The following is a 22,694-nucleotide window of genomic DNA, read 5'->3' as shown; positions in this document are numbered from 1 at the left end:
GGAGATAAAACAATGATGCATAAGATTACCTATTCTAATGTGGACTCAGATTATTTCGAGGCGCTCCCGTTAGGAAATGGAAAGTTTGGCTGTATGGCTTACTATAAAGCACACACACTGCATGTAACATTAAATCATTATGATATTTATTACGAAGCAGTTGATAAAGAAAAAACATGGGGGACGGCTAATTATTGGGCAGATAAAGCAATGTATCAAAAGCTACCTATTGAACAACGATTAGCCCAGCCCTATCAGCAAACCTTACGTCCATATACTACACAAATAGACCCGTTGTATTCACTGAAGAAGACACCCGAAACCGGGCGTCTTCAGATTCAGTTTAGCCAAGATATCGTGTTTCATGAGCTCTCACTTCTCATTGAAAAGTCAATGTTAGAGCTAATTATTTCTAAAGATCGGCAACAGATTATTATACAATTATTAATCATAGAGTCAGAAGATACGCTCATTTTGCATTCCGAAGAAAACTTATCTGAGCTGCTACTAGGTATTTCTCTCACTTTTACTCAGCATGAAAATAGCTACACTACACAAAAGCTTACAGATAGTACCCTCCTTGTAAAAAAAGCAAATAATGATTACTTGTTTATTCAAACAGATGGTTCACTAAAGAAGGGGGCAAATAATTTACTGGTTCCTAAACAGGAGCAGCAGAACCATCTTTTGGCCTTTTCATTATTTTCACCAATGAGAGAAACTTTTACTTGGCAAACTATTTTAATGAATCATCTAGATTTTTGGACAGATTGGTGGAAAACAACCCTTAGCATTCCTGATAAGTTCCTTGAAACACTTTGGCACTTATATACCTACCTCATCAAAGCATCCAGTGGGATAGGTAGCCTCCACTTCAAACAAGGGCCTGGGCTAAACGGATTATGGGATACTAAAAATGAATCCTTATGGGGAAGTATGTGGTATTGGGATGTGAATATTCAATCCATCTTTTGGTCAACTTTCTCGTCGAATCATCTAGAACTAGCGAAACACTTTTGTGATGCTTATTTAGCCCATGAGAAGGACATCCGCTCCTACACCAAAGCCTATTATGGAAAGGACGGTTGGGCAATCGACTATCCTCATCATTTTTACAACTGTATTCAGCCTTGGTGTGCCCAATTCTTATTTTGGTATTATGAATACACAAATGACCTTGATTTTTTGCGAAAAGCTTCACTTGTTTTTAACGCACAATGTGATTTTATTCTCGCTACCTATACACTAACAGAAGACGGGTTATTTTTTCCGGACATTTCGCCAGAACAAGGCCCTCTTACATCAGATAGTACGATTACGATTGCAACAATCCGTTATCTGTTTGAATTTACATTAAAAACTTTAACAATTTTAAACGAGGAAACAAATCCTATCTATCAACAATTTTTAGAAAAGCTACCTAATTATGCAATTACAAACGAAAAAAAGCCTCGTTTAATGGATTCGCCGTATACAAAAAAAGAGCAGTGGCTTCGTCATCCATCTGTTCTAATGCCCATTTTTCCGATAAAAGACCCACAATACAGTCTGAACGGCACATTTGAAACGATTGCCAAAAATACTGTAGATTATGCTTTTAATAACTGTGAAATAGGGATGTTTGGTCCCACTTGGATTGCCTCGGCTTATGCCCAACTAGGTGAAGGCGATAAAGCCATTAAAACGCTATATGAAAAAGGTCTCGATTTCTATATTCATTCAAATGGACTTGCTTATGAAGAGTCTGAACGTTGGATTAATCTCGCACTGATTACAAAACCACCCATCCAATTGCCTGCAATGATGGAGCCAACTGGTGGCCTGACCAATACTATAAATGAGTTATTAATTCAAAAACAGGGGAATATCCTTTGTTTGCTACCTGGACTGCCCATTGGAGTCAAAAAGATCCCCAATTCAATAGCTTCTGATATAGAGAAGGGCGGCTGGAAAAATTGCGCATTTTCTAATTTGCTAGTCAAAGGCGGACATGTCATTAGTCTGCAAGTAATCAACCTCCGCATTTGTTGGCTAAAAATTATTGGAGGTAGTACTGAAACCATTCAAATACGATACCCTGCTCATCTAATTCTAGACTTTAAAGAGGCGCTGCCAAACATATCACTAAAAGAGGGGAGTGTTGTCGAGTTTGGAAAACAAGTTAAAGAACCTGATTCTATAAATTATCCACTAAAAAGAGAAAGTCTTTGCAAAAGAACTTTATTTTTAGGAAAAGATGAGACTACTCATTTTTGGAAAAAAATTGATGCGATGACTAGACCTTATTTGATGGGCAACACTTATATTTATCCTATGACCGTCTACAAGTTTGACTTTGGTGGGACTCAGGAGAAAGACTATCGTAGTCTATTTGCTCGTCAGGTAAATCTAGCAACACCTGTTGAGTTGCTCGTTACAGGTTATCGTTCTATTGATGCTGAGGATACAATTTGTAAGCACCAAATGTATGGATTTGATCAACCAACTGTTCAGTCTATCAAAGGGAAAACAGCGAATATATTACAAGAGGATTGTTTAGTATCAGATAAAAAAAATATATTTACTGTTGTTATGCCTGCTGGAAAATATACCTTGCTACTCGGTATTGGTGGAACAATTGCTTCTTATACAGAGGTTCGGGTTAATCAAGAAAAACAGACGTTTAAGCTTGAAGCTAACCAGTACGATTATCTTGAATTTCCTTTTGTTCACTCTGGGGGCCCATTAGCCATTCAATTAGATACGAACCCCAGTAATAACCCTGCATCAGGTTCTGTGTGGGCCATCAATTTTTTAATTATTAATAAAGATAGGCTCTTTTACTAAGGAGGAGAACAAACTAATGAAGAACCAATCTACTGTAGTCAATTTAGATTCGACGACTTTTGAAAAATATTCTACAAATGATACTCTCAAAAGCTATTTCTCTCAACGAAAACAAGCTTATTTAGGAACTCATTTATCTTTAACTCTCTCGTTGATTAAAAATAATCCTGACTATCAAGAAGAACTTGAGCATTTGATGAGCCATGGCGAAAAATTGCTCCATCAAATTATTACCTATGACAACGAATGGGACATGGAACGCTGCCCAACACCTTATCAAATGAACAAACTCATTGATTGGGAGAAGACTCCGAACGGGGATCCAGAATGGATGTGGATGCTTAATAGACAGCGCTATTTGATTCAACTAGTTCAATTATATAGCCTGACAAAAGACGAAAAATATCTGTTTTGCTTCTTTGACTGGTTAGAACAATGGATTTCTTATCATAAGAAGCCATTAACTCACTATGCCAGAACCTCTTGTCGAACAATCGATACAGGCATTCGTCTAAAAAATTGGTGTTTCTGCCTCATGATGATCTTTCAACAAGATGAAGCGATGGATTTATTTCCTTCAGAATTATTAGTGAAGGTTTTAAGAAGTATACAAGAGCAGATTGTATATTTAATGAGTCCAAAAAATTTAGCGGTCGCACCTGTTAGTAACTGGAAAATCTTAGAAATGAACGGTGTCATTGCAGCACTCTCACTATTTCCAGAATTACGTGTTCCGACTGATTACTTAAAAAAAAGTATCGATTATTTGAACGAATCTGCAGAATTACAGATTCGCAAAGATGGACTACATTGGGAACAGTCATTCATGTACCATCATGAAGTCTTTCTTTCACTATTGGAAATTCTAGAGCTAGGCCACCGATTAGGCTTTGAAAAACAACTTTCCTTTAAGAAAAAGGTCCAACAGATGTTGGTTGTCTCGCTCGCTTTAACAAAACCAGATGGAAAACAATCGCCTTTTGGAGACAGTGATGAAGAAAAAATGGCTTCTTTGTTAACCAAGGCTGCCCTCATTCTACGTAGTTCACAGGCAAAATTCTTAGGAGAAACTAGACTTTCTTTTGAAACCTTGTTCTTTTATGGGGGCACAGCTAAGGAAGAATACGAACAACTCCCTTCCTTAACTCCTAATTTTGATAAACTCGTTTTACCTGATAGCGGCCTAATTTTTTTAAGAGACTCATGGACCAATAGTGGGATATATACCATGTTCGCTTCAGGTCCTCAAGGTGGTGGACATGGGCATTGCAACTTATTACATTTAGAGATTCATGCCGGAAATGACTACTTGTTGACTGATTCTGGCCGTTTTACTTATCTTGAAGGAAGTCAGACACGCAAAACATTTAAGAGTGGCATTGCTCATAATGTTCCAACCGTCGATAACCAAGAATTTACAAGACAAGAAGGCTCATGGACCTTTCAATCTGTTGGACATAGTTTGCCAACTTATGTACGCTTAACCGATTCTGTTGACTATATTGAAGGCAGTCATTTAGGCTATATGAATGATTCGATGAATGTTTTTACACAAAGAAAGCTGTTCTATATTCAAAAAGGAATTTGGTTAATTATTGATTATTTTCATACGAATGAACCTCATTCCTATCAACAACACTTCCATTTCCCGAACACTTTATTAGAGCAAATAAATGAAAATGAGTTCGTCTATAGTGGGGACGAGCACCAGTTATTTATCCAGACGCTCAAAACGAAAAATTCTTGTATTAAGATAGAAGATGCATGGTATTCTCCACGATACAATGAATCTCATCAAAGTAAAAAAATGATTCACGAGTCAAGCGAGCCGATTATGGTGTCTGTTCTTAGTTTAGATCAATCTATTCAGCTTAAGGAACGAAAGTTAGTTGATTTATATCACACAGAAATTGCTTCAAAATATGCTTGCTGTTACGAAATTACTGATAACCGAGACACACATCAGATAATTTTAACTCATCTTGAAGATCAAACTTCATCTAGCAGAAAAGTCTATCAACTAGATGAGCTCAAGGTAGTCGCTAGAGCTGCTTATAGTAAAAATTCTACAAATAAGATTATTTTGAAAGGTTAGCCGTATGGATAGGAGAGGGAAAAATGACTATTGGCTTTGGTATCATCGGCCTAGGAAACAGGGGATATAAATATGCTTTACGAACGATTTCCAAACAGAAAGATTGTCATATTGAAATTGTTTGTGACACAAATGAAAATAATTTTGATCAATTTCCAACGGTGGAAAAAACGACAGACTATCAACAGGTATTAAATCATCCGAATGTTCAAGCTGTTTTCATAAGTACGCCAGATGACACACATGGGGAAATTATGTTGGCTGCCGCTGCCGCTGGAAAACACATTCTTTGCGAAAAACCGCTAGAAATTTCTACAGAAAAAATTGTAGCGCTTTGGTGTAAATTATCTGCATATCCGAATGTAATTGAAATTGGTTATGTATTAAGATATGCTCGTTTATTTCAAAAAGCACGTCAGCTTTTAGATGAAGGACTGCTAGGAGACCTTGTAATGATTAACGCGATTGATCATATTCCCTATGGTGGTTATGCTTTCTTTCATGACTGGCATAGGCTTCGTAAAAACTCAGGAAGCTTACTTCTACAAAAAGCCACACATTCACTAGATTTACTCAACTTTTTTGTGAATTCATTGCCTGAAAAAGTCGTTGGATTTGGAGGGCTAGCCACAATGGGGAAACCCGGAGCATTAAAAAAATTTGGGCATCCTGTTCCAACAGACCTTCATTGTTGTACTTGTCCTTATCAGATGTCCTGTGAAGAAAGTATACAAAATTTAGCGACTGAAAAAAATATTAACTGGGGGGAAAACTGGCCAGATAGCTGTGTCTTTCATGAGGAAATAGATGTTGATGATCACCAGACACTCGCCATCCAGTATCAAAATGGAGCAAAAGCTTCCTATCAGCTTTGCCAATTTAGTGCTTATTATAAACGAGAATTCCAGCTATTTGGCTCAAAGGGAGAAATGATTATTGAAGATGCAACCAATACAATTACATTTAGGAATCGATTAAAGAATGAATCGATTATTTATACCGATTCATCTGAAACGGTTGAGATGGAAACAGGAGACCTAGAACAACTTCAAGATTTCATACAAGCGATTCACTCGCAAAAAGCCCCCGTTTCCTCTCTAAGTTCAAGTGTAGCGGTCGGTTTATTGGCGCTAGCTGCACAAGAATCAATTGATCAAAAAAAAATTATGACACTCTCTTGGCCAAAAGGGCTCGGCTGATTACGTCATAAACAAAAAATATAATAGATTGTATGTCAGAAAAAAGACCTTATTCTGTCGTACAATCTATTTTTGTAGCAACTAAGATAAAACGCGAAACCACAGTATGCCTAAGTATTTCTGTCTAACTATAATTTTCAAGCTACAAAATTGATACACTTATTTTTTTATAATCATTTGAATGGCTTTTTCTAGTTTTTTTGTCTGCTCTTGAGGATCTTTTTCAGGGTCTTCCAAACAATCTTTCAAATTTTCCGCCACAATGATTCCCATCACACGATCGATACTTGAACGAATGGCACTCAGTTGTGTCATTACATCCATACATTCTTTTTCTTCCTCAATCATTTTTTGAACCCCACGAATTTGACCTTCTGTTCGTTTCAAGCGATTTAATACTTGTTTTGTTTGAGAAGTTTTCTCCATATCATTGCCTACTTTCTAAAAAGTTCTAAAGGGAGCTTTATCTATTATTGACGCAGTTTCTGTCTTTTGATGTGTGTGTACTAGAAATAAATACTCTTTTTTAGTAACACGTTACTAACACATCATACCCACTAGGGGTATGATTGTCAAATCGTTTGGTAGGTCTAGATAACCCACTCAACTAATTAGTTCTTGACAATAAAGGAAAACAAGCGTTTAATATACCGTATAGGGTATATTAGCACAGTAGAAAAGGAGGAATTGGTGTGTTCTCATTATTTCAGCCCATCAAATCTATTTCAACGACTCAATTCGCGCAAATAATCGATAAAAACAGCCAACTATTAGATATTCGAACCCCATTAGAATATCGTTCAGGACATATCCAACGATCAATAAATGTTCCTTTACAGAAGATAAATACCTATAAGGGTAAAAAAGTCCTTCACTATCTCATTTGCCAATCAGGTGGTAGAAGTCGACATACAGCAAAAATAGTAAAAAAAAAGGCTATGAAGTGATCAATATCCGTGGTGGTATGAACAGCTGGACCGGAAAACAAGTAGGAGGAAAATAGAGTGAAAATTGTAATTATAGGCGGTGTTGCAGGAGGCATGTCTGCGGCTACACGTTTACGGCGACTGATGGAAGATGCAGAAATTATCGTGTTTGAGAAGGGACCTTATGTTTCTTTTGCCAATTGTGGCTTACCCTATTTTGTTTCAGGAGAAATCGACACACGTGAAAGTTTGGTTGTACAAACACCCGAAGCGTTAGCCGCTCGTTTCGGTTTAGATGTTCGCCCACATCATGAAGTTATCGGCATCAATCCCAACGAACACACGGTCACAGTTCAAACAAATGGACAAATCTTTTCTGAAAGCTATGACCGACTTATTCTTTCACCTGGGGCAAAACCACTGATTCCGCCAATTCAAGGAATAGAAGAAGCGAAAAATGCCTTTAGTCTCAGAAGTATTCCTGATTTAGATCAAATCATCAAGACTCTTGATACTCAGGCTCAACAAGCAGTGGTTATTGGTGCGGGATTTATTGGCTTAGAAATGGCTGAAAATCTAAAAAAGAGAGGCCTTTCAGTGACTCTCATCGAAAAAGCGCCTCAGGTTCTCCCTCAATTTGACGAGGAAATGGCCGCATTTATAGAGAAAGAATTAAAGAATAACGAAGTGCAGGTAACCACCGGACAATCAGTAGTTGCGTTTGAAAAGGAAGGCAAAATCCTCATTTTAGAAGATGGCACACGACTATCTTCTGATTTAACCATTCTTTGCGTTGGCGTTCAGCCAGAAAACTCGCTTGCTCTACAAGCAACTATTAAAACAGGTTTTCGTGGGGGCATTTTAGTGGATGAGCACTATCAAACCAATCAACCAGATATTTATGCAGTAGGGGATGCGATCGTTGTCAAACAACAACTCACAAATGAAGATACGCTGATTTCTTTGGCCTCACCCGCAAATCGACAAGGAAGACAAGTCGCTGATGTGATTGCAGGGTTTAAAAGAAAAAACAAAGGGGGGATTGGAACGGCTATCGTTCGAACCTTTTCTCTGTGCGCTGCTTCAACGGGACTAAGTGAACGCGCAGCACGCCAAAAAGAGCTACCAATTTCTGTGGTTCATATCAATGGAAAAGATCATGCAGCTTATTATCCTGGTGCAACTGAGCTGAATTTGAAACTAATTTTTAATCAAACCACTGGAGAAATCTACGGGGCACAAGGTATCGGAGAAAAGGGTGTAGACAAACGCATTGATATTCTCGCTACAGCCATTAAAGCTAAATTATCTGTTTTTGATTTGCCTGAACTAGAGCTAACTTATTCGCCACCATTTGGTTCAGCCAAAGACCCAGTCAATATGTTAGGGTATGTGGCCATGAATCTAATCGAAGGCTTCAGCCAGTCTGTACAATGGTATGAGTTAGCTGATGAACTCGCAAAAGGAAAAATTCTTTTAGATGTACGAACGTCAGATGAACAAACACAGGGTAGATTTCCTCATTCACTAAATATCCCATTGAATGAATTGAGAGAACGCCTTGATGAGCTAGATAAAACAAAGGAGTACATTGTCAGCTGCTATAGCGGACTACGTAGCTACATTGCAGAAAGAATATTGAAGCAGTCTGGTTTTTCTGTTGCCAATTTAGATGGTGCTTTTAGACTATATCAAATCGTCAGAGAAGAGGAGCTTATCTATGTTTAAAACCATTTCTATGCCCGAATTTTACCAACTCAGCAAACAAAATCAACTAAATGTTATTGATGTGCGAGAAGCTGATGAATATGTAGTGGAACACTTGTCTAATGCTACAAACTATCCATTGAGCCAGCTGAACTGTCAATTTAAACAGCTAGATAAGCGTCAAACGTATTACCTTATTTGTCAGTCAGGAAGTCGTTCTATGACGGCTTGTCAATTTTTGTCTAGTCAAGGATATGAGGTCACTAATGTTCTTGGAGGAATCTCAAGTTGGTTAGGAGAATTGGTCTCATAAAAAGCTTCTTTCTATTTTGCAAGAGACCTGCTTTTCCTGTTTAAAAGTGTAGAATTGATGTATCTAACCATCGATTCTATGCTTTTTTTATTCATTTAAACGGCCCAAAATATTTTTATAAATAGCTGATATCACTAGTGTTGCGCAAATATAGTCAGAATAATCTGAAAACTATCTTTCGCTAAAATTTAAAAAAAAGTCGAATGCTTACGCAAGGGATGACTTTTTTCCAGAAAATTTTGGTCGTATTTAACTGAATCCTAAAAGCGTCGACAACGTATTTAGTCAAAATCACCCGGGTCTGTGGCGCTCTAACCAGATTTCTGCAGGCTCAAAACGTAGATAATGAAATGAGCGCTTTAACTGGAAAAGTGTCGCTACCGAATTCAATTCGATCTTTACCAAATAGGTTAACAGCGTCGCGATAAGGGTGAGAATCACTTGATTAATTGCACCTTGTTCGCTTCGTGAGTAAAGTTGCTTGATTGCCAGATTCTGTTTTAAATGTTTGAAAAACAGCTCAATTTGCCAACGTGCTTGATACATGTCGGCGACTTCATTTGGCGAAATATCAAAACGATTGGTAACGATTCGCAAGAGACGTTGACCTTTCGTCAAAACGGTCACAAGACGAAATCGTTCGGTGACGTGATTGTTTCCGCCGCCTAAAATGACGTGTTGATCACTGATAAGTTGACCGTCTGTTGTTTTTGGATTCACGAGTTCAATTTGTTCTAAGACTGTAATCGTCGTATTGGATTTTGTTCGTGTCACAAAGAAATAACCGTCATTGTGCAGGTGATCCAGCAGTTTGTAATCAAAATAGCCGCGATCCACAACATAGGTCGCTTCTGTTTTGTCCACTAAACATTCGAAATGATTCCGGTCATGTTCTTCGGCATTAGTAATCGTAAAATGTTCTGGGTATTGATTGGTTTTGTCCAGATAACAGAGGTTCAAATGAAGCTTGATACCTGCTTTAGTTTTCCGAAAATTTGCCCATGGAAACCGCGTCTTATTCAACGGGATCGTGGTTGAATCAACAAGTTGAAGGCTAGTTGTTTTTGAACTTGGTCGTTCTTTTGCCACTTTCTGAGCCAACTGCGCAAAGATCTCCATTAGAACTTCTTGACTGATTTCAGGAATTTTACGAGAAAGTGAACTGTAGCACAGCGAATCTATGCCTATTTCTTGGCGAAGACTTCGATCCATAAAGGATCTGTCCATTTCGCGAAAGCTTGGAAGCTCTTCATAAACGGCATGTAACAGAACTTTAATTGTGGTCGTGAAGTCCAGTTTTTTACTGTAAGAATTAAATTGTTGCATCCAATTTTTGGCTTCTTCCGATAAATTATTCAAATTTATTGAAGAAAACCATTTCTGAAATGAAGTTTTTGAGTTATACTTATCCATGTTGTGGTCCTTTTTATTGGTCTTGGATAAGTCATCCAAGAGTAGTATAAAGGATTTTTTTTTGTCTGGATAGCTTTATATCAAGTTTTAGATAGGTTGAGGAGTCTTTGCAACACTAGTGAGCTGATATAAAAGTAGGAAAAATTGAAAGGGAAGCCTATAATATAAACCAAGTATCAAATGTCATAATAGAAGCCGAATTAAAAAATAGGAGATGTACAATGAATACGACAAAACAGTTTTGGAAAAAGACTTTGGATGAACTAGCTCGGACACCTAGCCAATTTCAGCGAAAAAAAAGACCAGATGTATTCCCACATGCAGAGGTTTATGATTTTTCTTTTCAAAGCCTACTTGAAGAGACAATCTATGGCCTTCTTTTAATCCCTAAAATTGCTCATCCTTGCCCAATCATCATTGATTTTCTTGGTTATATGAATCAGATCCAATCGCCTGATCATTATATTGGTTGGCTAGAAACAGGATGTGCTTATCTCCTAATTGACAATCGTGGACAAGGCGGTAAGACAATGGACACGGCTCCTTATGAGACAATTACTTTGAACGCCCCTATAGGAAAAGGATTCTTAGCTAGTGAAGATTTTTATATGAGAAGAATCATTGCCGATAATTTGCGGGCAGTGACTCTTGTCTCACAGCTTCCTGAAATTGATTCCAAAAAAATATTCCTACGTGGGGGTTCGCAAGGTGGCGGGCTGGCACTAATTGTTAACGCACTGACAGAACAGTCGATCCAAGCGACCTTCGCGAATGTTCCTAGTCACTCAACTATTTCCAAAAGAATTGACGAGGGGACTGGTTCATATGGGATAATTCATGACTACATTAAACAACATCCGGAGACGGATTCTCAAATTAAAGGAGCTCTTTCTGTTTTTGACACAGTCAATTTGGTCGAATCGATTCAAAATCCTGTCTATATTTCAGTTGGAAGTGCGGATCCCATTTGTCCAATGACCAATTTTATTCCAACCTATCATAAACTTCATTCGCCAAAAGAAATCATTATTTATTGGAACAAAGGCCATGAAGGTGGTGGACAGCGTCAATTAAAAAGAGAAATGCGAAAAATAAACGAACTGCTGAAGGAACAATAAGCTGAAAAAAAATATATTTATTAGAAAAACGAGCATTAAACTTTTTTAGTGAATGCTTGTTTTTTTTACGGCTACTTTGAAATAAGGGCAACTATGTTTCACATTCAGTGTAACAGACGGTTGTTCTTTTTATAAAAATGCGATAGGTAAGAGGATAAGTAAAGAAAAAAAAAGAAATTTCAGAAACAATAAAAAACAGCGGAAATAAACTTTTTAAAGACTTTAAAAAGTTTATTTGAATGGTTATTCTGAAACATCTGCATTTGAATAAGTTTTCATTACTATTTTCATTTAAGTAGATTTCACTTAATAATAGCGACATATAAATTTAAAATAACAATTTTTTGTGAATAATTAGTGTGCTATTAATTCAGATGTTATCCACAGATTTTCGAAAAAACTTTATTTGCCTGTTTTAAAAATTTTTTCGCCATTTTTTTGTGGATAACTTAAAGAGAGGTTTTTTCCTTATTTATTTGAATGAATTTTTTTTTAAAGAAAGGTACAAAAATTCCCATAAATTAATTTAGTTTATTTACTTTATCAATTTAGATAGTTGATACTTAATACTTTATTTTATAGTAGATAAAAGTGATAATTTTCTATCAAAAACCCGTGAAACACTGATTGAATAAGCGTTTATTAGAATATTCTAGTTGCAAAAGTGTCCTAGCAAAAGTACAAAAATATCCTGTTAAGGAACAAAAAAGTTCAAGAAAGATACAAAAATTCCCGAGTAAAAATCAATTATTCCCATCAAAAGAACAAAAATTCCCTGAAAGGTACAAGAAATCCCTAGGGTACAAAAATTCCCATATAAGCGATTATAAGGAGCTGCTTTAGGGTACAGAAATTCCCATCATCGAGAGGCGTTTATATTTCATCAAAAATACAGAAATTCCCAGGGGAAATCTGAATAAGCTCGTTCAAAATGCTACTAAATAAGGCTTTTTTCTCTCGTCGTGATTGTAGAAGTACAAAAATTCCCATGATAAAAGGGCGTGTGGATAACTATTTTTGAGGAAAGGTACAAGAATTCCCATAAAAAAGAACAACTTTTCCCATCAAAGGTACAAAAAATCCCCGAAAACGAGTGGGAATTTCTGTACTTTAGGATAAATAGCCGAAAAGTACAGAAATTCCCATCAAAAGTACAAAAATATCCACCGAGTCAATCTATAGAAATTTTGAATGTAGTTAGGTACAATTGTATTTGTGTCTGGAGGGGCAATATGAATAAATTAAGTTTTCCACATAAACAACATAATTTCCACATTGCTAAGTCCAATAAGCTTTTACGAGAAGGTCGAAATGATCTGAGTAAAAAAGCATTTATTATTAGTGAGTTCTTAATTTCAAACATCAAGCCTGAAGATACTGGATTTAGTACAGTCGAGGTCAGCGTTAATGAGTTAAATGAAATTTTGGGCTTTCCTAATGAAGGTGGAAAAGCAATCCAAAACACCAAAGAGGCGATTTTAGAATTAGGTTCGAAAGCCTGGTGGTGGGTGGAGTATGATGAAAAAAAGAATACAAAAGGGATTAAGCCAAAAAAGAAAGAATCTTTGATGCGGTGGCTGGATAAGGCGGAGTTAATTGACAACAATACGTATCACTTAAAGTTGTCAGAGGTGCTGACCCCTTATTTGATTCAGTTGAAGAACCAAGGAAATTATACCCAGTATCAGCTATACGATGTGGTGAACCTTGGAACTGAAAGTAAAGCTGCATTACAATTATATGGCTATCTTAGATCATATGCATTCCAGGGTGAGGTTGAGATCACTGTGGAAATTTTGCGTGAGCTTTTAGATAAGCATGTGGATGCAACGGGAAATGAGATACGTTGGGCCACGGTTAATCGTGATATCAAAAAAGCGATTGAAGTCATCAACAAAAAAACCTTGTTGAAGGTTGATTATATTGCCAAAAAATCAGGTAGAAAGACAACGGCGCTCGTCTTCTTTTTAGAGTTGAAGGAAACTAAGGTAATCAACGAAGAAGAGCCTGCACTAGTTGAAAATAATAAAGGGCTTATTAAAGCTGAGTTTGAAAAAATTTGGCGTAATTTTCCGAAAAAGACCAATAAAGTTTCTGGTGAAAAATACTTCCTTCAAGCGATTGAAGAGGGAACGGATATTGAAGTAATTAAGACAGGCATTTTAAATTATTCTCAGTACGTTGAAGAAAATGAGATTGATTTCAAATATGTTCTCTCAGGTGGTAACTTTTTCAAAAACAAACGTTGGGAAGATGAGTGGCCGACCAATCATGCTGAAGTCGAGGAGACAGAAACCTTCACGCCAGATTTTGAAGAGCTATGGACAATTTATCCGAAAAAAGCTGATAAAGAAAAAGCTTTTCTGGCATTTGATAAATTGATGGTGGAACACTTAGATGAGTATGGTCTCATACGAAATGGCGTTTTTCGCTATCGACGATTTGTCAATCAAGAGAAAAAGAGTGTGGGGACATTACTCGACTTTAAACTGTTTTTAGAAAAAAGAGAGTATCTAAGTAAGTGGAAGGTGAAGGGACAAAAAGAAAATCTCCCTTCATGGTTCTATGATGATTTACCGAGTAGACCACATGATTTGACTGAAGAAGAGTGGAAAAATGAACAAATTCAGCGTTTAAATCAAAAACTAGCGACTGAGACATTTGAAGAAGCTTCTGCTACGCGAGTGACGGAACAAAAAGAGTGGGAAGAAAAAATTCTTCGAAAACTCTGAGTAGGTTTAGACAGATTGAATTATCTGTTTCAGTGTGATAAAAAAACTGTATTAATAAATGAGCTTAGAAAATCGACAATTATGTTTGTCGGTTTTCTTTTTTTAGAGTGCTAGACGTTTGAAAAAAAGTTGTATTTTCATAAATTTGTTTATATATAAGCAGAAATCTATTCATCAATTTTGAAATGGTTTTTAGTAAACAATTTCTGTGAACTATGCTATACTCATTTTGAAACAAAAATATAAACTGTATCAACAAAAATGGATATATTTGTACTTTTAATAAAAGAAGGCTATGAATTAGCTGTAAAGAAAGAAGTAATACAGATGAATAAAAAACTGAAACAGGGTTCAGATTTAGTGGTTGAAAGTTTAATCAATCATCAAGTTCCTTATATCTTTGGGATTCCTGGAGCTAAGATTGATGGCGTATTTAATGCTTTAGAAGACGCGGGACCAGAATTAATCGTAACACGACATGAACAAAATGCGGCTTTTATGGCACAAGCGGTTGGTCGAATTACGGGAGAACCAGGAGTAGTCATTGCGACGAGTGGACCTGGTGCGAGTAATTTAGCGACCGGATTAGTCACAGCTACCGCAGAAGGTGACCCTGTTTTAGCAATTGGCGGTCAAGTGAAGCGTGGTGACTTATCCAAACAAACACACCAAAGTATGAACAATGCGGCCTTATTTGCACCGATTACCAAATATAGTGTGGAAGTTCAAGATCCAGAGAACCTTTCTGAGATTATTGCGAATGCCTATCGAACAGCTAAAGCCTCAAAAAAAGGCGCGAGCTTCATTAGTATTCCTCAAGATGTTGTCGATGCACCAATCAGCAGTGAAGCTATCAAACCATTGAGAGAACCAAAGCTTGGTTCAGCTTCACCGGAAACGATTCAAGAGCTCGCACAAAAAATTAAAGAGGCTAAATTACCTGTGTTACTAGTCGGTATGCGTGGTTCAAGCGTTAATGAATCAGCAGCGATTAGAGAATTGATTAGCCAAATACAGCTACCTGTAGTGGAAACCTTCCAAGCGGCGGGCGTGATCTCTAGAAGATTAGAAGACCACTTTTTTGGACGCGTTGGTTTATTCAGAAACCAACCAGGGGATATGTTGTTAAAGCGCAGTGATTTAGTGATTGCGGTGGGGTATGATCCTATCGAATATGAAGCACGGAACTGGAATGCAGAAAAGGATGCTCGAATTGTGGTGATTGATGAAATCCCCGCTGAGATTGACCAATATCTTCAACCCGAATCAGAGCTTATCGGAAATATTGCGGCGACGTTACAGTCATTAACACAGGAAATTGGTAGGTATCAGTTGGCAGAAGATTCTTTAGCTTATTTAAAGACGCTGCAAGAAAGATTGACCGCGCGAGATATGTTTGAACCTCAAGAAGAAACAGGGGAGCTTCATCCGTTAGAAGTGATTCGTACATTACAAGGCAAGGTCACAGATGAGATGACTGTGACGGTTGATGTGGGGAGTCACTATATTTGGATGGCTCGCCATTTTAGAAGTTATGAACCTCGTCATTTGTTGTTTAGTAACGGCATGCAAACACTAGGAGTTGCGTTACCTTGGGCGATTGCAGCAGCCCTAGTTCGACCTAATACTCAAATTATTTCTGTATCTGGGGACGGCGGATTTTTGTTTTCTGCACAGGACTTAGAAACAGCAGTGAGAAAGAAACTAAACATCATTCATTTAATTTGGAATGACGGGCATTATAATATGGTCGAGTTCCAAGAAAAGATGAAGTATAATCGCTCATCAGGTGTCGATTTTGGTCCTGTTGATTTTGTCAAATATGCCGAGGCGTTTGGCGCTAAAGGTCTTCGGGTATCCTCGGTAGAAGAACTATCAAACGCGATTAAAGAAGGTATGGACACACAAGGGCCGGTGATTATTGATATTCCGATTGATTATCGAGACAACGAAAAACTGGGAGAAACGATTTTACCAGATCAATTCTATTAAGAAGGAAGAGGAATAGTATGAGTAAGACAGTACTGCATCAGCATGGTACGTTGGGCGCATTAATGGCTGGGTTAATGGATGGCACTGAGGATTTAGCGAATCTATTAACGCTCGGAAATTTGGGTATTGGCACTTTACATGGTTTAGATGGGGAGCTAATTATTTTGGGAGACAAGGGGTTTCAAGGGAAATCAGATGGAACGCTCGTTGCGCTGACTGGACAAGAACGGGTACCTTATGCCGCGGTTACGCAGTTTGAAGCCGAGGAAATTTTCTCTGTTAATGAAAGACTTTCTAGCTATAAGGTGAAACAAAACCTGCTTCATCAAATGAAGAGTCAAAATATGTTTAGTGCAATCAAAATTACGGGGCAGTTTTCGTTCATGCATATCCGCATTATGCCTAAACAAGAAAAACCGTATAAACGACTGGTTGAAGTTTCTGCTAATCAACCTGAATTCACGAAAAAAAAGGTCACTGGCACGATTGTTGGTTTTTATGCACCGGAGCTGTTTCAAGGAGTGGCTGCTGCTGGGTTTCACTTACATTTTTTGAATGAGGAGCAAACATTTGGTGGGCACATTTTAGATTTTGAATTAGAAAAAGGAAAGATAGAGATATCTAGGATGGATAGTCTATGCCAACATTTTCCAACGACAGATGAAACATTCTTAAAAACAGCGATTGATTATGCCGATTTAGCACAAGAAATTGAGCGTGCAGAGGGTTCGAAATAAAGAATGAAAAAGTTTCGATTATCGAGGGGGAAGAACCAGATAATCGAAACTTTTTTAGCTAATCAGTTGAAATTTAAAATGACTCTGGATAGACAAGGTCAATGTTGTTTTCTTCACAAATTTGATTGTATTGACTATTTGGTTTGTCGTTGGTGACAATCACATCATAATCAGTGAATGTGCCTATTTTGAAGAAGTGAGTGGAGTTGAATTTTGAAGAGTCGGCTAAAAGAATTTTTAATTTTGCGTTGTCCATCATACTTTTTTTCATTTGAGCTTGAGAAAAGCTTGCTTCATAAACTCCTTCATAGTCAAGTCCACGACAGGAAAAAAAGGCAATATCGAAACGAAATGAGCTGTTTATAAGGTCAAGGTTATTTGAGATGACAGAGCTGGTATTCAATTTTACTGCTCCACCGGTCATATAGGCCTTGATTGTCCCGTTATCTGTTTCGCTAATTTTTAAGGCAGTTTTTAAGCCGTTTGTAATAATAATTAAGTTCGGAATTTCTAAAATGTAAGGGATAAGTTGATAAACCGTACTGCTAGAATCTAAAAAAAGGCACATGTTAGGACGAATATAGTCTCGAACTAATTCGCCAATCACTTTTTTTTGTTGAATGTTTATAGTAGTACGATAAGAGTCACTGTATTCATTGTTGGAAGTCTCAGATAAAATCGCGCCTCCTCGAAAGCGTTGAATAGTTCTTTTTTTCTCAAGTTGAATTAAGTCTCTGCGTAAAGTACTTAGACTACAATGTAGTTCTTGACATAATTGTTGGTGTGTTGCTCGTTTATGCTTTGAAAGATAGCTCATTATCTCTTTTTCTCTAGTGTTTTCCATATTTCTCCTCCACACCGGTTGAAATCGTTTGCGTGATATCAGCTTGAACATAATTTAACACTCTTTTGAACAATTATCAATCTATTGTTCAAGTATATATTTTCTCTTGAAAGCGATTTATAATTTTGTTGTAATAAATATTGATGGAGGTCAGAGATGAGTGTAGATGAACAATTATTAAAAGAGCAAATTTGTGATGTGTGTCATAAGATGTGGCAAAAAGGTTGGGTTGCAGGTAACGATGGGAATGTTTCGGTAAAGATTGATGAGGATCATTTTTTATGCACACCCACTGGCATCAGTAAAAGTTTCATAACCCCCGATAAACTAATTAAAATTAATGCCAAAGCTGAAGTACTTCAAGTAAATGGTGACTACAAGCCATCGAGTGAAATTAAAATGCATTTGCGTTGCTACAATGACAGAGAAGATGTTGGAGCGGTAGTTCATGCGCACCCACCAGTAGCCACAAGCTTTGCACTAGCTCATATACCGTTGGATAGTTATTCACTAATTGAGAATGCGATTATTATTGGTTCTGTCCCGATTGCACCATTTGGAACGCCTTCAACAGATGAAGTACCAGAATCTATTGCACCATTCTTACCAAATCATGATGTACTTCTTTTAGAAAATCATGGCGCACTAGCTGTGGGGTGTGATGTGATTACTGCTTTTTACCGAATGGAAACCTTGGAATTAGTAGCAAATACTACGTATCACGCGAGAATGTTATTGGGTGGAGAAAAGGAGCAAGAAATTCCTAAAGAAACCTTGGAGCGATTGTTTGCCATGAGAGCAAACTATAAAGTAACAGGAAAACACCCGGGGTATAAGAAGTACAGCTAATAGGAAGAGAGGGATGTAGATGAAGAAGGTTTTAGCTTTTGATTTTGGTGCTTCTTCCGGTCGAGCTGTTTTGGGCATTTATAAAAATGGGCATTTGGCGCTTGAAGAAGTGCATCGTTTTTCCAATTACCCTCTAGTAAAAGAAGGAAGATTATTTTGGGACATTCATTATTTATTTCAGGAAGTCCTTATTGGTATAAAAAAGGCGCTAAAAGATCATGTCATTGATAGTATTGGCGTGGATACTTGGGGAGTTGATTTTGGTCTGATTGATAAGGGTGGGGACTTGTTAACTCTTCCAAGAAGCTATCGGGATTCATATACTCAAGGTGTGCTCCAAGAGATTGAAGAAATTACTGATTTGAAACACCTTTATAAGCAGACAGGAAATCAGTTGATGGAGATAAATACCCTCTTTCAACTTTATAAGTTAAAGCAAGAAGATCCTGAAATTTTTAATCAGGTTAAGAAAATCTTATTCATGCCAGATTTGATTAATTATCTATTAACGGGTGAGCTTTTTGCGGAAAGAAGTATTGCGTCTACTTCACAAATGCTAAATCCAGAAACAAATGAATGGGCAACCGAAATTTTAGAGGAGTTGAAAATTCCCATTAGAATTTTACCAACTTTGGCTGATGCTGGTCATGTGGTAGGCTACACCAAGCCTGAGCTAAAAATAGGAAACATCAAGGTCATTCACACTTGTGAGCACGATACAGCTAGTGCGGTAGTGAGTGTTCCTAGTAATCAGAAATTTTTGTTTATTTCTTGTGGGACTTGGTCGTTAGTGGGGACAGAATTGACGACACCTGTGATAACTGAAAAGGCATTTGACTATAATTTGACAAATGAGTTAGGTTTTGGTCGAAGGACTAGATTTCTGAAGAATTTAACTGGACTATGGATTTTGCAAGAATTGCGGCGAAATCTTTCCTGTGAAGGGAAAAATTACACCTTTGAAGAGCTGACACAGTTAGCTGAGGATGCAAGAGCATTTACTTGTTGGATTGATACAGATCATGCATTATTTTCCGCTCCTGGTTCAATGAAAGAACGAATCATTCAGTATGCGGAGTATACCCATCAAACACCTCCTAAAACAGAAGGCGAATTTGTTCGCTGTGTTTATGAAAGCTTAGCAATGAAATATAAATTGACGTTCATGGAAATTTCAGAGGCGATTGAGGGCGACTTCGACATTATTAATATTGTTGGTGGGGGGTCCCAGGCAGCAATTCTCTGTCAGTTTGTCTCTGATGCTTGTAATATTCGTGTGGAAGCTGGCCCAGTTGAAGCGACAGCAATGGGGAATATCGCAGTACAGCTTTTTTCTGAAAATGAGTTTTCTTCTATTGAAGAAGTGCGTCAGTGTGTGAAAGAAAACACCCAAACAAAATATTATTTTCCTGAAAAAAATTATAAAAATTGGGACCGAGAGTTTTCTACTTATCAAAATATTATAAAGACAGAAGGAGTTGATTGTCTTGTTAAAACACATTCCTAAAAAATTATCGCCTGAATTAGTCAAAACTTTGATGGAGATGGGGCATGGCGATGAATTAGTCATTGCTGATGGCAATTACCCTGCAGCTTCTAATGCGAACATTTTAGTTAGAGCAGATGGGGTAGGTGGTGTAGCGCTATTAGAAGCAATTTTAGAATTGATGCCTTTAGATAGTTATGTGACAGCTCCTGTAGCTCTTATGGCTGTTTCGCCGAATGAAAACTTTACACCAGCTATTTGGGATAGCTATACAGAAATTATTAGGGAAAAAACAGGAGTGAATTTTATAATTGAGCAGATGGAGAGAAGTGCCTTTTATGAGCGAGGGTCAAAAGCTTATGCTATTGTGGCAACGGGTGAAGAGGAAATTTATGCGAATATTCTTTTGAGGAAAGGTGTTGTACAGTGACATCTGAGTTAGCGTTGAGTGAAGATCAATCAGTAAAAAGAGGTATTGTATGTAGGTTGAAAGTCTACTCAGAGTAAAAATTATTGCCTTGGAGAAGAGGTAGAGGCTTCTCTGTATAGAGTATAAATTTATAGAAGATGCAAAAATGGAGGAAAAAGAAATGAATAACTATCCAAAAATTGGGATCCGCCCGACAATTGATGGGCGTCAAGGTGGCGTGCGGGAATCTCTAGAAGAAAAAACGATGGTGATGGCTAAAGCGGCCAAAGAGCTTATTGAAGCCAGGTTGTATTATGCGGATGGAACACCGGTTCAGTGCGTTTTAGCAAGTCGAACGATTGGTGGAAAAGGAGATGCTGCTCTTGTAGCAGAAGAATTTCTTTGTGAAAATGTTGTCGCTACTCTATCTGTGACACCAAGTTGGTGCTATGGAACTGAAACAATGGACTTAGACTCAAAGACTATTAAAGCGGTGTGGGGATTTAATGGTACGGAACGTCCGGGCGCAGTTTATTTAGCTGCTGCAATGGCTGGTTATGCTCAAAAAGGATATCCTGCTTTTAAAATTTATGGTCAAGACGTGCAAGATTTAGATGATAATGAGATTCCAGATGATGTTCAAAAGAAAATTCTGAGTTTTGCTAAAGGAGCCATTGCGGTAGGCCAAATGAAAGGAAAATCATATGTTAATATTGGTTCTTCTTGTATGGGGATTGCGGGCTCTCAAGTAGATAGCGGTTTTTTTAATAAGTACCTTGGGATGACCGTAGAGTTTGTCGACATGACAGAAATTCTTCGTCGAATGACATTGGGTATTTATGATCCCGAAGAATATGAAAAAGCACTTTCTTGGATAAAGGTTAACTGTAAAGAGGGACTAGACATTAATGAAGGGAAAAATTTTCCTGAAATTATCACGAAGTCTAAAATAGTTGCAGCTGATGAGGATTGGGCATTTATTGCGAAGCATGCTATTATTATTCGAGATTTATTATTTGGAAATAAAAAATTAGCTGATTTGGGGTGGTATGAAGAATCTAGAGGTCGAAATGCGATTGCTGCAGGTTTTCAAGGACAGCGTCAATGGACGGATTGGTTACCGAATGGTGACTTTACAGAAGCGATTATGGCCTCTACCTTTGACTGGAATGGGCCAAGACCTGTAACTGCTTTTGCGACAGAAAATGATACACTGAATGCTGTTTCGATGTTATTTGGAACATTATTGACTAATAAAGCACCGATTTTTTCAGATGTCCGAACGTATTGGTCTGCTGAGTCGGTGGAAAGAACCACAGGAAAATGTTTAAGTGGCAAAGCCAAACAAGGAATGCTACATCTGATTAATTCAGGTGCTTCTGCCTTAGATGGGACCGCTGCCGCAGTCAACGAAGTCGGGGAAAGAGTGATGAAAGAGTTTTGGAATATGACAGACTCAGATATTCACAATTGTCTGGAAGCGACTGATTGGTGTCGAGCGAATTATGAGTATTTCCGTGGCGGTGGTTTTTCTTCTCATTTTACAACAAATGCAGAGATGCCGATGACGATGATTCGAGTGAACATGGTCGACGGAGTAGGTCCGACGTTACAAATTGCTGAGGGATATACATGTGTTTTAGATGAGGAAATCCATAAAATCTTGGATGAGCGAACAGATAAAACTTGGCCAACGACTTGGTTTGCGCCTAATTTAGGAGAAGCAGGATTTGAATCTGTTTATGAAGTCATGAATCACTGGGGCTCAAATCATTGTGCATCTGTTTACGGACATGTGGGCGATGAGCTTATCACTTTGGCAAGTATGCTACGAATTCCTGTTGCGCTTCATAATGTTTCGAAAGAGAGAATTTTCCGCCCCCATGCGTATAGCGGTTTTGGAACAAAAGATATCGAAAGTGCCGATTTTGTAGCGAGTCAGCATTTTGGCCCATTATATAAATAATCTCGTAAATTTTAGATTATTTTTCCGAGCATTCCATTCTAGCATACGACTTTGCGTAGAAGTTATTGAGGATGAAACGTAG

At 37.7% G+C, this 22,694-nt stretch carries 16 protein-coding genes and 1 pseudogene; 14 read left to right on the top strand and 3 right to left on the bottom strand.

Going from position 1 to position 22,694, the window contains the following annotated elements:
• Positions 1-12 precede the first annotated feature (12 nt).
• The 3 genes from IGI37_RS10865 to IGI37_RS10855 are packed head-to-tail and all read left to right on the top strand — an operon-like array spanning position 13 to position 6,120.
• Entirely contained in the window at positions 13-2,826 is a 2,814-nt protein-coding gene (locus tag IGI37_RS10865; protein WP_438761856.1) for a glycosyl hydrolase family 95 catalytic domain-containing protein, read from the top strand.
• Between the two features lie 16 nt (positions 2,827-2,842).
• Positions 2,843-4,921 carry an alginate lyase family protein gene (locus tag IGI37_RS10860; protein WP_438761854.1) on the top strand — a complete coding sequence of 693 codons (2,079 nt, stop codon included), beginning with the start codon at positions 2,843-2,845 and terminating at the stop codon, positions 4,919-4,921.
• Positions 4,922-4,944: 23 nt separating this feature from the next.
• On the top strand, positions 4,945-6,120 hold the full coding sequence (locus tag IGI37_RS10855) for a Gfo/Idh/MocA family protein (RefSeq protein WP_438761853.1): 1,176 nt from the start codon (positions 4,945-4,947) through the stop codon (positions 6,118-6,120).
• 159 nt (positions 6,121-6,279) lie between these two features.
• Here IGI37_RS10855 and IGI37_RS10850 read toward each other — a convergent pair whose 3' ends face one another.
• The gene (locus tag IGI37_RS10850) at positions 6,280-6,546 is read right to left on the bottom strand and encodes a metal-sensitive transcriptional regulator (RefSeq protein WP_438761851.1); all 267 of its coding nucleotides are present in this window, start codon (positions 6,544-6,546) and stop codon (positions 6,280-6,282) included.
• Between the two features lie 266 nt (positions 6,547-6,812).
• Here IGI37_RS10850 and IGI37_RS10845 point away from each other — a divergent pair.
• The 3 genes and pseudogenes from IGI37_RS10845 (at position 6,813) to IGI37_RS10835 (ending at position 9,066) form a co-directional block, all read left to right on the top strand.
• Positions 6,813-7,123: pseudogene (locus IGI37_RS10845) on the top strand (rhodanese-like domain-containing protein).
• A gap of 1 nt (position 7,124) precedes the next feature.
• Positions 7,125-8,774 carry an FAD-dependent oxidoreductase gene (locus IGI37_RS10840; protein ID WP_438761849.1) on the top strand — a complete coding sequence of 550 codons (1,650 nt, stop codon included), beginning with the start codon at positions 7,125-7,127 and terminating at the stop codon, positions 8,772-8,774.
• Positions 8,767-9,066: a rhodanese-like domain-containing protein gene (locus IGI37_RS10835; protein ID WP_438761847.1), complete on the top strand. Its 300-nt coding sequence runs from the start codon at positions 8,767-8,769 to the stop codon at positions 9,064-9,066. The genes IGI37_RS10840 and IGI37_RS10835 overlap by 8 nt, the downstream gene beginning before the upstream one ends.
• A gap of 291 nt (positions 9,067-9,357) precedes the next feature.
• Here IGI37_RS10835 and IGI37_RS10830 read toward each other — a convergent pair whose 3' ends face one another.
• Positions 9,358-10,479: an IS4 family transposase gene (locus tag IGI37_RS10830; protein ID WP_438759920.1), complete on the bottom strand. Its 1,122-nt coding sequence runs from the start codon at positions 10,477-10,479 to the stop codon at positions 9,358-9,360.
• A gap of 221 nt (positions 10,480-10,700) precedes the next feature.
• Here IGI37_RS10830 and IGI37_RS10825 point away from each other — a divergent pair, with 221 nt between their 5' ends.
• The 4 genes from IGI37_RS10825 (at position 10,701) to budA (ending at position 17,058) form a co-directional block, all read left to right on the top strand.
• Positions 10,701-11,597 (top strand): acetylxylan esterase, encoded by an 897-nt coding sequence (locus IGI37_RS10825; RefSeq protein ID WP_438761845.1) that lies wholly within the window; start codon positions 10,701-10,703, stop codon positions 11,595-11,597.
• 1,232 nt (positions 11,598-12,829) lie between these two features.
• On the top strand, positions 12,830-14,329 hold the full coding sequence (locus IGI37_RS10820) for a replication initiation protein (protein WP_438761843.1): 1,500 nt from the start codon (positions 12,830-12,832) through the stop codon (positions 14,327-14,329).
• Positions 14,330-14,656: 327 nt separating this feature from the next.
• Positions 14,657-16,321, top strand: coding sequence for an acetolactate synthase AlsS (gene alsS / locus IGI37_RS10815; RefSeq protein ID WP_438761841.1), 1,665 nt, complete (start codon positions 14,657-14,659; stop codon positions 16,319-16,321).
• 17 nt (positions 16,322-16,338) lie between these two features.
• Positions 16,339-17,058, top strand: a complete 720-nt coding sequence (gene budA / locus IGI37_RS10810; protein ID WP_438761840.1) for an acetolactate decarboxylase — start codon at positions 16,339-16,341, stop codon at positions 17,056-17,058.
• 73 nt (positions 17,059-17,131) lie between these two features.
• Here budA and IGI37_RS10805 read toward each other — a convergent pair whose 3' ends face one another.
• Positions 17,132-17,902 carry a DeoR/GlpR family DNA-binding transcription regulator gene (locus IGI37_RS10805; RefSeq protein ID WP_438761838.1) on the bottom strand — a complete coding sequence of 257 codons (771 nt, stop codon included), beginning with the start codon at positions 17,900-17,902 and terminating at the stop codon, positions 17,132-17,134.
• 156 nt (positions 17,903-18,058) lie between these two features.
• Between IGI37_RS10805 and IGI37_RS10800 the strand changes: the two genes are divergently transcribed.
• From IGI37_RS10800 to IGI37_RS10785, 4 genes are all read left to right on the top strand, one after another.
• Positions 18,059-18,751 (top strand): class II aldolase/adducin family protein, encoded by a 693-nt coding sequence (locus tag IGI37_RS10800; RefSeq protein WP_438761836.1) that lies wholly within the window; start codon positions 18,059-18,061, stop codon positions 18,749-18,751.
• A 19-nt stretch (positions 18,752-18,770) separates the two neighbouring features.
• Entirely contained in the window at positions 18,771-20,258 is a 1,488-nt protein-coding gene (locus IGI37_RS10795) for a rhamnulokinase (protein ID WP_438761835.1), read from the top strand.
• Positions 20,239-20,667, top strand: a complete 429-nt coding sequence (locus tag IGI37_RS10790; RefSeq protein WP_438761833.1) for an RbsD/FucU family protein — start codon at positions 20,239-20,241, stop codon at positions 20,665-20,667. Before IGI37_RS10795 ends, IGI37_RS10790 begins: the two co-directional genes overlap by 20 nt.
• 160 nt (positions 20,668-20,827) lie before the next feature.
• Complete coding sequence (locus IGI37_RS10785) at positions 20,828-22,612, top strand: L-fucose isomerase (protein ID WP_438761832.1); 1,785 nt, start codon at positions 20,828-20,830, stop codon at positions 22,610-22,612.
• The last annotated feature ends 82 nt before the right edge of the window (positions 22,613-22,694 follow it).

This window comes from Enterococcus sp. AZ194 (genome assembly GCF_051713825.1).
Taxonomy (GTDB): Bacteria; Bacillota; Bacilli; order Lactobacillales; family Enterococcaceae; genus Enterococcus_K.
This window is presented reverse-complemented; position numbering and strand designations above follow the sequence as displayed.